Genomic DNA, 16,582 nt, shown 5'->3' with positions numbered 1-16,582 from the left:
AACATAAAGTTCCCTCTTATTTTATCAGGGAGACGATTAACTCTTTAATAGGTGAAAAAATAAAGGTAATCAAATCAAGTGGGCTTGGAATTTTGATTCTTAATGAGACCCCAATATTTAATGCAGCGCCGATCAATAAAAAAATCGAAAAAATAACAATCGTTTTCGTTTCTTTATTTTTTTTTAATTTTGGAATGAAGGCAAAGGCAATAACAGCAGAAATTATTAGTATGAATATCGTCATAATTATGGCTTATTCTCCCTTCGTCTTATTCACTAATGAGTTTTCCATCGTTCCTAATCCTTGTGTGTTGACATGTACTTTAACTTTGACTGGTAACTCTTGAAATATCGTTAGCCAGTCTTTTTTGATTTTTTTCCACTCTTTAGGATTTGTGCGATGAAGTTCTTCACCAAAACCAAAAATATCGACCTGGTAATTTTGTTGAACTGAACGAATTGTTTCTTCGATTCGTTTTTTAATAAGTTCTTCTGTTTTTTTATTTATTAAGTGAATCGATTTTTCTTTCGTAAGGTCTATATTACATAGAACTTCTCCGACATTTTGGTTAACATCTATAACAACATCGATTTTGGGAGCTCCATTTTCAAATTTACCTTTTACTTTCGTCTTTGAGTGAGTAATCTCTGTTGCTAACGTACCACCCTTAGGGCAAGCAAGAATTTCAATTGTACTGTCTATTTTGTCCTTTAAAAAACCTAGGCTTCTACTCTCATCTTCCGTTAAAAGCCCAATGAGTTTACCTTCTTTAAAAACAGCTAAGCCCGCATACTTCAATAGCACAGGAGATTTCGATCTTTTAACATTCGTTTGCTCCTTGCCAATATTTTTATCCCCCTGTATTTCAATAGCAGACATGACTACACTAGTTTCTTTAGTATTTAAAGTATTGATTAATTCATCAATTTTTATGGATTCGGTTGTACCCCAAGTTTTCTCTGACGTTTTAAGAGAATTTAGTAATTTATTTGCTGGTACTTTTTCGATAGGTGTTAATACATTTAATACTTCATCGGCAGTCGCGTCATGGGCAACGATGACATCGAAATCATTTCTGAATTCATGATCTCTTGAAACCAAATCTAACGGTTCGTTAATTCCTTCTTCTGCCAATTCGTTACCGAGCACAACTATTTGAAGATGAGCAAAATAAAGTTTTCTAGCTGTTACTGTTGTCATTTTTCTAATGGCCTCAAAGACCGTTGCCCCTGTTGAATGATAGGTAATAACAGGTGATCGTCCTGAAGAAGGCTGTTTTGAGGAAATTTCACCAGTATCCACAACTTGAACAGTTATTTCAAATTCATTATCTACTTTATCTATACCTAATGCTGCGACAATCGCTAATTCATTGAGTTCACGCTTACTCCAACAACCACCTAAAAGCAAAGTAACAATCATTAGTAAACAGAGTGCTTTAAATTTTGACATAGTTCATTCCTCGTTTAATTCCTTTTTTTCGTATCGAAATATTTATGACCCCTGACAGTATTTTTTTGACTAATTAAGCGTGGTCGAGTCAATAAAGCTCTACGAGGGAACAACACTAGTGCGTCTTTTTGATCTTTTAGAATTAATGGGCCGAATGGACTTAAATATGGAACACCAAAAGTTCGTATGCTGCACATGTGTAGGACGATGATCATAAGGCCTAACATTACACCAAACAATCCAACAATTGCTGCTAAAATCATTAATGGAAAACGAAGAGCACGAACGGTATTTGATAAGCCATAAGCGGGGAATAAAAAGCTACAAATGGCTGTTAATGCTACAATAATAACCATTACGGCTGATACAATTCCAGCTTCTACGGCAGCTTGACCGATCACTAATGTTCCAACAATGGATACGGCTGGTCCAATGGTTCTAGGCATTCGAAGACCCGCTTCTCGTAACACCTCGAATGCAACCTCCATAATGAGTGCCTCTACAACGGCGGGGAAGGGGACTCCTTCTCGTTGAGATGCAATACTTATCAGCATAGGGGTTGGTAGCATTTCTTGATGGAAGGTAGTGATAGCTACGTAAAGAGATGGTGCCACCATGGCTAGGCTAATTCCGAAAAACCTCAAAAGGCGTACAAGAGAACTAATCATCCAATGCTGATAATAATCTTCAGCAGATTGTAAAAAGGCTGTAAAAAGGGCAGGTACAATTAGGACAAACGGTGAACCGTCCACTAAAATAGCAATTTTTCCGTCTAATATTTCGCCAGCTATAACATCAGGTCGTTCAGAATTATAAACTGTAGGGAATATCGAGGATTTTGAATCTTGAATAAAATCTTCGATGTAGCCACTTTCTAAAATACCATCAATATTAATACGGTCTAAACGGGCAAGAACCTCAGCTACTATTTTGTCATTGGCAACGCCATTTAAATACATAACAGCAACATCCGTTTTTGTTACTTCACCGACAATACGAGACTTGATCCAGAGATTTGGACTTTTTATTTTTCTACGAACCAGAGCAGTGTTCGTACGTAATGTTTCCGTAAAGGATTCCCTTGGACCTCTAATGACCGACTCTGTAGATGGCTCCATAACGGCTCTATCTTTTGCACCTTGAGTACTTGTAACGATACCAGTAGAAGATTCATCTAATAAAATAACCGTATTACCATTCAAAATTGAATTGTACAGTGCTGAAAAATGAAAAATATCATTAACATCGCCGACTGTTAAACAAGAATCTCTTAAATATCGGATAATCTTTTCTACTTCTGCATCATGATTATCCTCAATATCAAGCATTAGTTTATCAATTACAGCATTAGAAATGCTTATTTTATCGGATAGGCCATCTACATAGATGATCGCTAACGTAAATTGTTCAGCTTTTCCAATGGTAATTTCTCGTATGACAAGGTCATTACTATTCCCAAGTGTGTTTTTAATCAACTTTAAATTTTGAGAAAGAGAACTATATAGTTGGTCATTGTTTTGGGAGGTATCAGTAATTTTAGAAATAGACATTTTCATTTCCTCCTCAAGTTTTACATAACTATATAATGTACAACTTTGATAGAAGATAAACCAAGGTTGGAATTGAATTCAAATAAAAAACAGTGTTCCTTTCGTATATACGAAAGGGAACACTGCTTTATTTTTTATACTCATATTTTAATTCGTCATTTGTAACATCCACATCTACATATAAACTGTGATCATTGAAAAACCATATATCTTTTTCATCTATATAGTAGGTAACATCGTCAATAACTTTCTTAACACCAATGTTGATTGGTTCTTCGCGTGTCATGCCTAGAGAAAAGCCTTCATGAAAAGGACTGGAACCACCATATCTAGCATAAAAACGAATAGTATCTCCGGATTCTACTTCCATCTCTTGTTTGAACCATTGTAGGGCCTCATCTGTTAGTACGATATTCATTAGAATGTTCCTCTCCTCGTTACAGCCATTTCACCTTTGGCTCGGTACCATTTTTAATGCGGGCAATATTTGCTCGGTGACGGTACATGATAAAAGTAAATAAACATGCTACTAAAATACCTAACGCAAAATCGCCTGTAACAAAATAATATACGATTGAATAAATAAGTGCTACTAAAGCGGCAATCATAGAAGTTAAACTTACAATCTTCGTTATTTTTAATGTTACAATAAAAGCAATAAATAGTAAGACAAATAGTGGCCATGAATATCCTAAGAGAACTCCAGCTGATGTTGCTACCGCTTTCCCTCCACGGAAACCTGCAAAGATAGGGAACATATGACCAATAACGGCTACTAGTCCAAGTATTAGCGAGTGGATAGAGACATCAGAGAATAGAGGAAGAGCTACAAGTAATACGGCTACTGTACCTTTTAAGACATCCATAATCGTTACGACTATTCCTGCTTTTTTTCCTAAAATACGAAAAGTGTTTGTCGCACCTAGATTACCACTTCCGTGTTGACGAATATCAGTTTTATAAAAAACTTTGCCTATCCATAACCCAGAAGGGATCGAGCCGATTAAATAAGCACATAAAATAATAAGTCCATTTAGCATAGCTGGACTCCTTTCATCCATAGATTATTACTTGGTACTAATAATATGTAATAAATATTCTACACTTTTTCTCTACAATCTACAATGTCATGAAGGAGATTTCTTCGTGTATCTTGAATTCATTATAAAAGATAACTATTTTTCAAGGATTTTTATATGTAGTTGAATATGTGTTAGGCTTTTTGACATGATTCATGTTGGTTGCATGAAAGCCCTTTCTAAAAATATAGGTATAAAGGCAATTTTGTCAATCATCCATTCCTTTGGTAGAATAGAAGTCTATCTTTAATTTCTAGAGTAAGTTAGTATGAATTTTCTAATAGACAGAAGAAACCTATTAAGTACTGAATTGTATATTTTTCAGGGGATATTCAAATGCTTCTGTATGGAAGACCAAAACCTATAGCGATTGGTATCGTTTTGAAATGAGAGTAATGACCAGAAGATAGCCCTATGTTGTTTCATTTATGCAACTAATGTTTACGATCCTGCGTCAAGGGAATAGGATAGTTAGTAATACATATTAAAGCAACTATTGCAACTTTTTCTTTCGGTAAAAAGCTCAAAACGACAAAGCTGTGAGGAAATTTTAAAAATTTATTGGGTCTGTCACTAGCTATTGACAGGAAATGCTATTATTATTAGGAAGAGAACATAAATAGAACATGCGTTTTGTTTTTTGGAGGGGAAATTTTTGGCGAATAAACAGTCACCAAGCGTCTATAATGATGACGCCATTCAAGTATTAGAAGGATTAGAAGCGGTACGAAAACGACCCGGCATGTATATCGGTTCTACAGATGGCCGTGGACTTCATCACCTAGTATATGAAATCGTAGATAATGCGGTGGATGAAGCACTGGCTGGCTTTGGTTCTCATATCATTGTCCATATTCATAAAGATCAAAGTATCAGCGTTCGAGACTTCGGCCGTGGAATGCCAACAGGTATGCATAAGATGGGGAAACCCACTCCCGAAATTATCTTTACTGTCTTACATGCTGGTGGTAAATTCGGGCAAGGTGGCTATAAAACAAGTGGTGGCTTACATGGCGTAGGTTCGTCTGTTGTTAATGCCTTATCTACTTTTTTAGAAGTAACGATTCACCGCGATGGTAAAAAGTATCGTCAACGTTTTGAAAACGGTGGCCATCCTGTGACGACATTAGAAGAAATTGGACAAACAAAGCAGACAGGAACGCTTGTTCATTTTCTGCCAGATGACACGATTTTCTCTGTAACAAAATACAATTATGATACGCTTGCAGAACGATTACGGGAGTCAGCGTTTTTATTAAAAGGCTTAAAAATTGAGTTAATCGATGAACGCGAGGAAGGCAAAGGTGATGTTTTCTTTTATGAGAACGGCATTGAAGCTTTCGTTGCGTATTTGAATGAGGAGAAAGACGTACTTCATCCTGTTAAGTATGTGGAAGGGATTCAAGACGAAATTGAAGTTGAATTCGCCTTTCAATACAACGATGGCTACTCAGAAACAATCCTTTCATTTGTTAACAATGTGCGTACACGAGATGGTGGGACACATGAAACTGGTGCCAAGGCGGCTTTAACACGTGTTTTTAATGAATATGCACGAAAAATTGGCCTGTTAAAAGATAAAGATAAAAATCTTGAAGGGACAGACATTCGAGAGGGCTTAGCAGCGATTGTTTCTGTTCGTATACCAGAGCATTTATTGCAATTCGAAGGTCAAACGAAGGGGAAACTTGGGACAAGTGAGGCACGCTCGGCAGTAGATAGTGTTGTTTCGGAGCAAATTTTATATGTGCTTGAGGAAAACGCTGAATTGTCTGCATCACTTGTTCGTAAAGCTATTCGTGCGCAGCAAGTACGTGAAGCGGCTCGTAAAGCACGTGAAGATGCACGAAACGGCAAGAAGAGCAAAAAAGCAAGTACCATTCTTTCAGGAAAATTAACACCTGCACAATCTCGAAATGCGGCGAAAAACGAGCTGTATTTAGTCGAAGGTGACTCTGCAGGTGGCTCTGCAAAACAAGGGCGAGATCGTACGTTCCAAGCGATTTTACCTTTGCGAGGTAAAGTTATTAATACAGAAAAAGCAAAGCTTCAGGATATTATGAAAAATGAAGAGATTTCAACGATTATCCATGCCATTGGTGCTGGCGTCGGAACAGATTTTTCTGTCGAGGATGCAGCGTATGACAAAGTCGTTATTATGACCGATGCTGATACGGACGGAGCGCATATTCAAGTGCTGCTACTAACGTTCTTCTATCGTTATATGCGACCATTGATTGAAGCTGGAAAGGTATTTATCGCATTACCACCACTTTATAAAGTATCAAGAGGCACTGGTAAAAAAGAAGTGATTGAATATGCTTGGACCGAAAATGATTTACAAAAGGCCATTAAAAAAGTTGGTAAGGGTTACATATTACAGCGCTATAAAGGTCTTGGTGAGATGAATGCTGACCAGCTGTGGGATACGACGATGAACCCTGATACACGTACATTAATTCGTGTAACGATTGAGGATGGTGCACGTGCTGAGAGACGTGTGACAACATTAATGGGCGATAAGGTAGAGCCGCGCCGTAAATGGATCGAAGCTAATGTAGACTTCGGTATGGAGGATGATTCAAATATTTTAGAAAATGAATTCATCCAACAAGAGGAGGACCAAGCATGAGTAGTACGGAAAAATTCCAAGATTTACCCTTAGAAGAAGTGATGGGTGACCGCTTTGGTCGCTATAGTAAATATATTATACAAGACCGCGCGTTGCCTGATGCACGTGACGGTCTTAAGCCTGTGCAACGACGTATTTTATATGCGATGTTTACAGAGGGCAATACGAACGAAAAACCATTCCGTAAATCAGCCAAAACTGTCGGTAATGTTATCGGTAATTATCACCCACATGGTGACAGCTCCGTATATGAAGCAATGGTGCGCATGAGTCAGGATTGGAAGGCGCGCCATATGCTTATTGAAATGCATGGGAATAACGGCTCTGTTGATGGTGACCCTCCGGCAGCGATGCGTTATACAGAGGCAAGGCTTTCTGCAATTGCAGCGGAAATGCTCCGTGATATTGGCAAGAAAACTGTTGAATTTGTACCGAACTTTGATGATCAGGATATGGAGCCAACTGTTTTACCAGCTCGTTTCCCGAATTTACTAGTCAACGGCTCAACTGGTATTTCGGCTGGATATGCGACAGATATCCCTCCTCACGCACTTGATGAGGTGCTAGATGGTGTTCTCATGCGCTTAGATAAGCCGAATACTACTGTTGATGAATTAATGACTGTAATTAAAGGGCCAGATTTCCCGACAGGTGGGATCATTCAAGGTGTCGATGGTATTAAAAAGGCGTATGAGACTGGTCGCGGTAAAATTATCGTGCGCGCTCAAGCAGTCGTGGAGCCAATTAAAGGTGGCAAAGAGCAAATCGTTATTACGGAATTACCGTATGATGTCAATAAAGCAAATCTTGTGAAGAAAATCGATGAACAACGCGTGGATAAACGACTTGAAGGAATTGCAGAAATTCGCGATGAATCGGATCGTACCGGCCTACGTGTTGTCATTGAACTGAAAAAAGATGTTCCAGGACAAGGGATTTTACAATACTTGTTCAAAACAACTGATTTACAAGTAGCCTATAATTTTAATATGATTGCTATCCATAATCGTCGTCCGACAATGATGACATTGCCATTGTTACTGGATTCTTATATTGCCCATCAAAAGGAAGTTGTGACGAACCGCTCCGTTTATGATTTACAAAGGGCTAAAGATCGTTCGCATATCGTTGATGGCTTGATTAAGGCGCTTTCTATTTTAGATGAAGTTATTGCAACGATTCGTTCGTCTAATGATAAACGAGATGCGAAAACGAATTTACAGGTGAAATTTGACTTTACAGAAGTGCAATCAGAGGCGATCGTTAGCTTGCAATTATACCGATTAACGAATACAGATATCACAGAGCTTCGCCATGAACAGGATGAACTAAATAAACTGATCGCCAAGCTTGAAGGTATTCTTAATAGTGAAGCAAAGCTTGTACGTGTTATTAAACAGGAACTACTTGACATTAAAAAGCGCTTTGCAGAGCCACGTCGTTCAAAAATCGAACAAGAAATTGAAGAAATCAAAATTACGTTAGATGTCCTTGTCCCAAGTGAAGAGGTCGTAGTGACTGTCACAAAGGATGGCTATATTAAGCGTACATCTACACGTTCACATGCAGCTTCGAATGGTCAGGATTTTGCGATGAAGGATTCCGATTATTTGTTATATGAAGAGAATTTAAATACGCAGCATCATCTATTACTATTCACAAACCGAGGCAATTATATTTATCAGCCTGTCCATGAACTACCTGATATTCGTTGGAAGGATCTTGGTCAGCATATTTCTAGTATTGTGCCGACAGGGGAAGATGAATCTATTATTGCTGTATATGGTTTTGAGACATTTGAACAGGCCAATACGTATATTTTAACGGCTACGAAAGATGGACAAATTAAACGCTCACCTGTATCAGATTATGCTGTTACACGTTATTCTAAACCAATCAAAACGATGAATGTTAAGTCAGGCGATGAAATGATTTTTGCAGGTATCGTGACAGACGAAGTAGAACTAATGTTAACAACAGATACTGCCTATGCTATTCGTTTCCCAATGGAGGAATTGCCAGTAACGGGTGTGAAAACAGGCGGTGTCAAAGGGATTACGGTGAAAGACGGAGAAGCATTAGTCGGCATCAATGTTTTACCGCCAAATGCCACGGCATATGTTGCGATTGTGACACATCGTGGTGCGGTGAAGAAAATGAATGTTGCCGAGGTAGAGATGACGAGTCGTGCAAAACGTGGCTTAAAAGTGTTAACAGAATTAAAAGCGAACCCACATCGTATCGTGGCTGTAGTCAAGGTAACTGATGAGGAACGGCTAACAATCGAAACGGAAAAAGGCGTGCAAGAGATCCTTGATGTACAAGCATTAACTCGAGCAGATCGCCATTCCAATGGCTCCTTTAAAGTGGATATAGCTACAGACGGTGCTATTTCACATGTCTTTACGGTCAAAAAAGAAGAAAAATAAAACTGATTTTATAGCCCATGCTCCTTAGAGAGCTGGGCTTTTTTTCTATATAGTCTAATCAAAAGAAAGGGTAGGTGTATAGTGACAATAAAGTTTTTAGGCAAATTGGTGAATCGGGTGTAGCTTTACAAGTAAGTTGTTATGAAGATTACTGATTCTTATTCAACGTCTTACTACTAAAAGCAAAAATTAAAAACCACAAAAGGTTCTTGATTTGATTATCAACAATAGTATTTAACAGTGCCTATTAAAACTTCGAACAATATACCGCTTCTTGATTTCAGGAGGGGATTCCTTTTAAATAAAAAATGTTTTACCAAAAAAACGGTGAATATTCTCAGGAAATGGAATTGTTGAAGAGAAAGATGAGGCTTTAAATTATATTTACGGGGCTTTCAGAAAACAGAGCCTTGTCATTTACGGATAGATATGGGTATAATAATCACGAAAAGTTCATATGGAAAGAATGTAGGGGGGCTGGTGTTGCCAGCTGAGATTGTGTCCGATAGACGCTGACTCTTTGAACCTGATTTGGCTCGTACCAGCGTAGGGAACATCTATTCAAAAAGTAAAAGTTTTTGATATTGATTACAAAACGTCTGGGAGGAATCCTAGGCGTTTTTTATGTTTTCAGACTTTTATTCATGCACAGACTTTGGGTTTGGGTGTAAACAGACCGTGAATACGCTTTCTTCTGGTAAACACATTCATTTATGAACAATTTCACACTACTTTACTTGGAGGATTCAGCATGAAAAAATGGTTATTGATCCTGTTGGCTACACTGTTAACATTAGTGGGCTGTAGCGAAAAAGAGGATAAAAAGGATACTAAGGGATTAACAAAAGTATCAGTCGTTCTCGATTGGACACCGAACACAAATCATACAGGTTTATATGTTGCGAAAAAACTTGGCTTCTTTAAGGAGCAAGGCTTAGATGTCGATATTTTATTACCTGGCGAAACAGGTGCTGATCAGCTTGTGGCGTCTGGCAAGGCTCAGTTTGGCGTAAGTTATCAGGAAGGGATTACACAGGCCCGTGTGCAAGATGTACCTTTAGTATCGATTGCAGCGATTATTCAGCATAATACTTCTGGCTTCGCATCCATTGCATCAAAAGGCATTTCGTCACCAAAGGATTTTGAAGGTAAAACATACGGTGGCTGGGGTGCACCACTTGAAAAGGCTGTACTACAATCACTTATGCAAACAGAAAATGCGGATATTAATAAGTTAGATATTGTCAATGCAGGCGATATAGATTTCTTCACAATGATGAAAAAAGATATTGATTTTGCGTGGATCTATTATGCATGGACAGGTATCGAAGCAGAACTACGTGGCGAAAAACTGAACATGCTATATTTAACAGATTATAGTGATCAGTTAGATTATTACACGCCTGTACTCGCTACAAATGAAAAAATGATTAAGGATGATCCTGAGACGGTCAAAGCATTTGTCGCTGCTGCAGCAAAGGGCTATGAATATGCGATAATACATCCGAATGAGGCAGCTGATATTTTACTAGAAGCTGTACCTGATTTAGATAAAAACCTTGTGCATAAAAGTCAGGAATGGCTAGCAGATAAGTATCAAGACGACGCTAAACAATGGGGCGAGCAAAAGCTAGCTGTCTGGGAAAACTACGCGAAATGGATGGCCAGCAACAAAGTTTTAGAGGGCGAATTTAACGCAAAACAAGCATTTACAAACGACTTTTTACCGAAAAAGGAGACAAAGTAATATGGCAAACTCATTAATAAGTGTACAAATTATCCCGAAAACTGAAAAATATGAGGATGTGATCCCATATGTCGATGCAGCGATTGCGGTTATCGACGCTTCAGGAGTTAAATATGAAGTTCACCCGTTAGAAACGACAATGGAAGGTGAGCTACCGGTTTTATTACAAATCATTGAAAAAATGAATGACAAGATGATTGAGCTGGGCGCGATCAATGTCATCACGCAAGTGAAAATTTTATATCAGCCATCTGGTATTACAATGGGTACATTGACGGAGAAATACCAGTGATGAGGCAAGCTTTCAAACAAGGAAGGACGATAATTTTTATCGCCTTCCTCTTATTCATATGGGAACTAATTGTCCGCTTTGCTGATACTCCACATTGGCTTTTGCCTGCACCGAGTGCCATTTTGAAAGAAGGTTTTCAATCGTATGAGACGTTTGTGCCACATGCGTTAGCGACTGTTCAATTAGCACTTCTTGGTCTAGCTATCGGGATAGTATGTGGGCTAACGGTTGCTGTGCTATTACATCGTTTTACGTTTGTGCGGGAGCTATTTTATCCTATTCTGATTATGTCACAGAATGTCCCGGTGCTCGTTCTAGCACCACTCTTAATCATATGGTTTGGCTTCGGTTTATTGCCAAAGCTCATTATTATTTGTCTTGTGTGCTTTTTTCCTATTGTTATTTCGGCAATGGATGGCTTTCGTCAAACTTCGCCTGAGCTGAAGCACTATTTTAGGATGATTGGTGCAACGAAAGCACAAACCTTTTGGAAGCTTGAATGGCCTTATGCGTATCCAGCGATTTTTTCAGGCGTAAAGATTGCGGCAACCTATAGCGTCATGGGAGCTGTCATTGCGGAATGGTTAGGTGCGAAAATGGGGATTGGTGTCTATATGACATTAGCACAATCTTCATTTCGAACGGATCGCGTGTTTGTAGCTATTTTTGCTATCGTATTTTTAAGCTTACTATTATTTAGTGCTATACAATTGTTAGAAAAACTTGTTGTGAAGGGGAGAGGACTCCATGCTAAGCATTCAAAACATTGATAAATCCTTTGATGCTCTTCCGGTTATTCGCAATTTATCGTTTGAGGTCAAGGACGGGGAATTTGTGGCGATTATCGGACCGTCAGGCAGTGGAAAAAGTACACTCTTTCAATTAATTGGTGGTGTTACTTCTATTGATAAGGGTGCTATTTTATTAAACGATACAGATATCCAGCAAAAAAGAGGGACGATTGGCTATATGCCTCAGCAGCCGTGTTTATTACCATGGCGTACGATAGTAGAAAATGTCACGATGGTCGAGGAGCTTCATAGAAAACCAAACGTGAACTTGGCCAAGGAATGGTTAGACAAAGTAGGGCTTGCAGCGTTTGAAAATGCGTATCCCAATGAGCTGTCAGGGGGTATGCAACAGCGTGTATCGTTTATTCGTGCCATTGTTAGTGATAAGCCCATCTTATGCTTAGATGAGCCGTTTTCTGCACTTGATGAGTTTACAAGGCTTGAAATGCAGGCGTGGCTTTTATCGATATGGGAGGAATATCGAAAGTCTATATTATTCGTTACACATAGTATCGAGGAAGCTCTGTTTTTAGCTGATCGTATCATCGTGCTCACGAAACGGCCAGCGACGATTAAAAAGGAAATAATCGTACCTTTTGCGAGGCCACGACAAGAAGAAATTCGCCATTCCGCTACATTTACAGCATTGAAGCAACAATTGTTTAAGTATTTAAAAGAAGAAAAGGATGAGGCGAATGTTGATTGATGCACATATTCATTTAGATCAGTATAAGGAGCACGACATACCAACTTTGCTAGAAGAAGCTGAACATGTCATTGCCGTTAGCATGAATCTCTCATCGTGTGAGAAGACGTTGAAGCTGTCGAAAGCATATGCAAAGGTAAAAGCAGCGTTTGGGTTTCATCCCGAACAACCGTTACTTAGTGATGAGGAGGAAGACGCGTTATTCGAGTGGATACGCCAACACTCTGATGAAATGGTAGCAATTGGCGAGGTTGGATTGCCTTATTATTTGAGACAGGAGAAAGCGATTGATGTTCGTCCGTATGTGGCATTGTTAGAACGGTTTATCGTAATGGCAAAGGAATTAAATAAACCAATTGTGTTACATGCTGTTTATGAAGATGCGGCGATTGTTTGTGATTTACTAGAAAAACATCATGTAACGGAAGCGCATTTTCATTGGTTTAAAGGCGATGAGGAAGTGATTGAACGTATGATTTCTAAAGGGTATTTCATTTCTGTCACGCCTGATTGTACGTATGAGACTGAGATTGAACAACTTATCAAAAAATACCCAATCGAGCTAATGATGGTAGAAACAGATGGACCATGGCCGTTTGAAGGTCAATTTGACAATAAACGAACATCTCCTTGGATGATGGATCATTCCATCGAGGTTATCGCTTCGATAAAGGGGCTTACAATACAGGAAGCGGCGCGCATCATCACAAGAAATACGACAAAATTTTATAATTTATAGCAAATAACGCAGCTGCTCTTTTAAAGGGCAGCTGTGTTTTTGTTAAAAGTAATAGAATCGCTGATAAAACGTTGAACATCGCTGATAAAAGAGCCAGAATCGATGGTAAAACGTTGAACATCGCTGATAAAAGAGCCAGAATCGCTGATAAAAGCATCAAACATCGCTGATAAAAAATTACAGAATCACTAACTTTGGTTACGCTGGTGTTCATAGGAATCTCTCGCTTGGGAGTAGTTCAATTGACATTATTTTCATTAGGTACTATCATTAAATGGAAAATAAGGAAAATAAAAATGTTTTTTCATTTTCCTAAAGGCAGGTGATCATGATGAAAGATAGAATTTTAAAGGTATCAATGAGTGAAGCTGAACGAAAAGGCTTCCGATTTACGATGGGGGAGCTAGCAAAACAGCTAGGTATGAGTACTAAAACATTGTATGGATACTATCCCTCAAAGGAAGAACTGCTAAATGAAATGATTGATCTTGCCATTGATGAACTGAAAATGAAAGAGAAAGAAATACTGCATGATTCAACTTTAAATCTTATAGAAAAACTACAGAAATGTCTTGTACTAATTCCAGCTGATTTTAAATTTGCTCAGCTCCAATATTTGGAGGAGCTTCAACGCTATTACCCAAAGCAATGGGAAACGCTTGATCAGTTTATTCATGAACAATGGACAGGTATCTTTTCGTTGTTAGATGAAGGGATTGCTGCAAAAAAAATACGTCCTTTTAATAAAGAGATATTTATAGAAGTCTATATTGGAGGACTTTATCGATTGATGGAACATGCATCGAAAAACAGAAATATGAGTTCGCTTCAGGATACAATGCAGGAAATGGTGGACATTCTTATGCTTGGGATTCTTAAAGATAACATTCATGAAGAAAATTAAATGGGGGCTGTAAATGAGTAAAACTTTAAGATACCTTTTTTTAGTGACAGATATCTTTTTTATAGTCTATTGGCTAGTCACCTTTTTTCATTTGATTCCAGAAGAGTATTTATATCAAGATTATCAAAATGAATTATTAGTTATATGGAATTGGTCGTTTTTCCCGCTAGATATTTTAATTTCAGTTAGTGGTTTTATAAGTCTCTATCTATTTAAAATAAAAAATGAAAAGTGGAGAACATTTACCTTATTATCTCTGACACTAACAAGTTGCTCTGGATTGCAGGCGATTGCTTTTTGGACAATAAAGCTTGATTTTGATCTTATGTGGTGGATACCTAACCTTTTTCTTTTACTGTATCCGTTGTACTTTATACCAAAACTGATTACTTCTAAACATCAAAATGTCTCATTACAAGCAAAACACAACCACTAATCGTCTTCAACGTGGTTGTGTTTTCTGTGCTTTGTAAAATTTTGTTCAATATTTTCTTTTTTCGTTTTCGTTACACGCTCATGTGTACTGAAAGGGGAAGATTGACGATTTTTTTCAACGTCCTTCCCTTTAGTGCGTTTTATATGCATGCGTTTCTTTTTTGCTTTTGAGTTTGTCATGTTACCTTACCTCCAACTATCATTTGTAAATATAGTACCGAATACGGAAGAAAAAGTAAAACCTCGTAAGTATTTAACTTACGAGGCGATTGTCCTATTATTAGTGAGATACGTCTTGTACAGAAATACCTGTGTTTGCTTTAACATCCACTTCACGATATTTCTTAGCATCTGATTCCTTAGAAAGTAATGTTCCGATGAGACCCCCAAGGAAGCCAAGTGGTACAGAAATTATTGCTGGGTTCGTTAACGAAATTAACGGATTCCCAACGAAAATTGCTTTTCCTTCAACTGGATTCCAAAGGTTTGGTGAAACTGCAACAAGAACTAAAGCAGAGATTAAACCTGTCAACATTGCTGTAATAGCACCAGCTGTATTAAAGCGTTTCCAGTAGATAGTATAGATGATTACAGGTAAGTTAGCTGAACCTGCAATACAGAATGCAAGTGATACTAAGAACGCTACGTTTAATGTTTGTGCACCAAGTGCTAAAAGGATTGAAATAACAGCGATTGTGATAGAACCGATACGAGCTGCAAGTACTTGCTCTTTCTCTGTGATTTTGCCTTTTTTAATGATTTGACCATAAATATCATGCGAAAGGGCAGATGCGCCAGAAAGTACAAGACCAGCTACTACCGCTAAGATTGTTGCGAAAGCTACCGCACATACGAATGAGAATAGAATGTCCCCACCAAGTGCTTCCGCGAGAAGTGGAGCAGCCATGTTACCCGCCGCGTTTGCTTCAATAATTGCTTCTTTACCAACGAATTTAGCTGCACCGAATCCTAAGAAGATTGTAAGAATGTAGAAGATACCTACAATCCAAGTAGCCCAAATAACAGAGGAACGAGCAGTTTTCGCATCTTTTACTGTAAAGAAGCGCATTAGGATATGTGGAAGACCAGCTGTACCTAATACTAAAGCGATTAACATTGAAATAGTATCAACGCCATTTTGATATTTAAGACCTGGGTTCAAATAAGCTGCACCGCTATCAGTTGCAGTTTCCATTTCTTTGAACATCGTTGCAATACTAAAGCCGAACTCTTTTAATACTAAGAATGAAATAATAACTGTACCTAACATTAAAAGACAAGCTTTAATAATTTGTACCCAAGATGTTGCAGTCATACCACCGAATAGTACGTAAGTCGTCATCATAAAACCTACGATTAGAACGGCAACCCAATAGTCGATTCCTAAAAGTAATTGAATAAGTGCTCCTGCACCAACTAGTTGTGCAATCATGTAGAATAAGACAATTGTAATAGTGCTTAAAGCTGCTGTACCACGAACTTTAGAGCTATCAAAACGCGCTGTGATCATGTCAGCTAATGTAAATTTACCAAGATTACGTAATGGCTCAGCGACGATGTATAGAACCACTAAGTAAGCTACTAAATAACCGATAGAGAAGAAGAATCCATCAAATCCAAATAATGCAACTGCTCCAGCGATCCCTAAGAAAGATGCTGCTGATAAGTAGTCACCAGCGATGGCTAGTCCATTTTGCCAGCCTGTTAACCCACCGCCTGCAGTATAGAAATCACTTGCAGAAGAAGTTCGTTTTGATGCCCACCATGTAATAACTAATGTTAAACCAACAATGGCTACGAAGAAGAATATGGCTGTAAAACTCAT

16 protein-coding genes and 1 riboswitch are annotated in these 16,582 nt (G+C 38.2%); of the genes, 9 read left to right on the top strand and 7 right to left on the bottom strand.

Going from position 1 to position 16,582, the window contains the following annotated elements; all coding sequences use genetic code 11:
- Positions 1-16: 16 nt before the first annotated feature.
- The 5 genes from ABH966_RS05585 to plsY form a co-directional block, all read right to left on the bottom strand.
- Complete coding sequence (locus ABH966_RS05585) at positions 17-244, bottom strand: hypothetical protein (RefSeq protein WP_370076534.1); 228 nt, start codon at positions 242-244, stop codon at positions 17-19.
- A 9-nt stretch (positions 245-253) separates the two neighbouring features.
- The gene (locus ABH966_RS05580) at positions 254-1,453 is read right to left on the bottom strand and encodes a Ger(x)C family spore germination protein (protein ID WP_370076533.1); all 1,200 of its coding nucleotides are present in this window, start codon (positions 1,451-1,453) and stop codon (positions 254-256) included.
- A 14-nt stretch (positions 1,454-1,467) separates the two neighbouring features.
- Complete coding sequence (locus ABH966_RS05575) at positions 1,468-3,003, bottom strand: spore germination protein (protein ID WP_370076531.1); 1,536 nt, start codon at positions 3,001-3,003, stop codon at positions 1,468-1,470.
- Positions 3,004-3,130: 127 nt separating this feature from the next.
- Positions 3,131-3,421: a HesB/YadR/YfhF family protein gene (locus ABH966_RS05570; RefSeq protein WP_370076529.1), complete on the bottom strand. Its 291-nt coding sequence runs from the start codon at positions 3,419-3,421 to the stop codon at positions 3,131-3,133.
- A 19-nt stretch (positions 3,422-3,440) separates the two neighbouring features.
- Positions 3,441-4,043 carry a glycerol-3-phosphate 1-O-acyltransferase PlsY gene (plsY, locus tag ABH966_RS05565; RefSeq protein WP_370076527.1) on the bottom strand — a complete coding sequence of 201 codons (603 nt, stop codon included), beginning with the start codon at positions 4,041-4,043 and terminating at the stop codon, positions 3,441-3,443.
- A gap of 694 nt (positions 4,044-4,737) precedes the next feature.
- Here plsY and parE point away from each other — a divergent pair.
- The 9 genes from parE to ABH966_RS05520 all read left to right on the top strand — a co-directional run bounded on the left by parE (position 4,738) and on the right by ABH966_RS05520 (position 14,758).
- Positions 4,738-6,714, top strand: coding sequence for a DNA topoisomerase IV subunit B (parE, locus tag ABH966_RS05560; RefSeq protein WP_370076525.1), 1,977 nt, complete (start codon positions 4,738-4,740; stop codon positions 6,712-6,714).
- Positions 6,711-9,143 (top strand): DNA topoisomerase IV subunit A, encoded by a 2,433-nt coding sequence (gene parC, locus ABH966_RS05555; RefSeq protein ID WP_370076523.1) that lies wholly within the window; start codon positions 6,711-6,713, stop codon positions 9,141-9,143. The genes parE and parC overlap by 4 nt, the downstream gene beginning before the upstream one ends.
- Before the next feature lie 460 nt (positions 9,144-9,603).
- A riboswitch (TPP riboswitch) is annotated at positions 9,604-9,713 on the top strand.
- 181 nt (positions 9,714-9,894) lie between these two features.
- Entirely contained in the window at positions 9,895-10,890 is a 996-nt protein-coding gene (locus ABH966_RS05550; RefSeq protein WP_370076521.1) for an ABC transporter substrate-binding protein, read from the top strand.
- A gap of 1 nt (position 10,891) precedes the next feature.
- Complete coding sequence (locus tag ABH966_RS05545) at positions 10,892-11,182, top strand: thiamine-binding protein (RefSeq protein WP_370076519.1); 291 nt, start codon at positions 10,892-10,894, stop codon at positions 11,180-11,182.
- Entirely contained in the window at positions 11,182-11,952 is a 771-nt protein-coding gene (locus tag ABH966_RS05540; RefSeq protein ID WP_370076676.1) for an ABC transporter permease, read from the top strand. Before ABH966_RS05545 ends, ABH966_RS05540 begins: the two co-directional genes overlap by 1 nt.
- The gene (locus tag ABH966_RS05535) at positions 11,930-12,679 is read left to right on the top strand and encodes an ABC transporter ATP-binding protein (protein ID WP_370076517.1); all 750 of its coding nucleotides are present in this window, start codon (positions 11,930-11,932) and stop codon (positions 12,677-12,679) included. The genes ABH966_RS05540 and ABH966_RS05535 overlap by 23 nt, the downstream gene beginning before the upstream one ends.
- Entirely contained in the window at positions 12,669-13,418 is a 750-nt protein-coding gene (locus ABH966_RS05530) for a TatD family hydrolase (RefSeq protein WP_370076515.1), read from the top strand. Before ABH966_RS05535 ends, ABH966_RS05530 begins: the two co-directional genes overlap by 11 nt.
- A 331-nt stretch (positions 13,419-13,749) precedes the next feature.
- Positions 13,750-14,322 carry a TetR/AcrR family transcriptional regulator gene (locus ABH966_RS05525; RefSeq protein WP_370076513.1) on the top strand — a complete coding sequence of 191 codons (573 nt, stop codon included), beginning with the start codon at positions 13,750-13,752 and terminating at the stop codon, positions 14,320-14,322.
- Between the two features lie 13 nt (positions 14,323-14,335).
- A complete protein-coding gene (locus ABH966_RS05520; RefSeq protein WP_370076511.1) occupies positions 14,336-14,758 on the top strand; it encodes a DUF5360 family protein in 423 nt (140 codons plus the stop codon).
- Here the strand turns inward: ABH966_RS05520 and ABH966_RS05515 are convergent.
- Together ABH966_RS05515 and ABH966_RS05510 are read right to left on the bottom strand one after the other, a co-directional pair.
- Positions 14,755-14,937 carry a hypothetical protein gene (locus ABH966_RS05515; protein ID WP_370076509.1) on the bottom strand — a complete coding sequence of 61 codons (183 nt, stop codon included), beginning with the start codon at positions 14,935-14,937 and terminating at the stop codon, positions 14,755-14,757. The two genes, ABH966_RS05520 and ABH966_RS05515, sit on opposite strands and share 4 nt — an antisense overlap.
- Before the next feature lie 100 nt (positions 14,938-15,037).
- Complete coding sequence (locus ABH966_RS05510; protein WP_370076675.1) at positions 15,038-16,582, bottom strand: solute symporter family protein; 1,545 nt, start codon at positions 16,580-16,582, stop codon at positions 15,038-15,040.

Origin of the sequence: Lysinibacillus sp. RC46, assembly GCF_041262385.1 — a bacterium.
In the GTDB taxonomy this organism is placed as follows: Bacteria; Bacillota; Bacilli; order Bacillales_A; family Planococcaceae; genus Lysinibacillus.
Note: the sequence above shows the minus strand (reverse complement) of the source record. Positions and strands in the feature narration are given on the sequence as shown.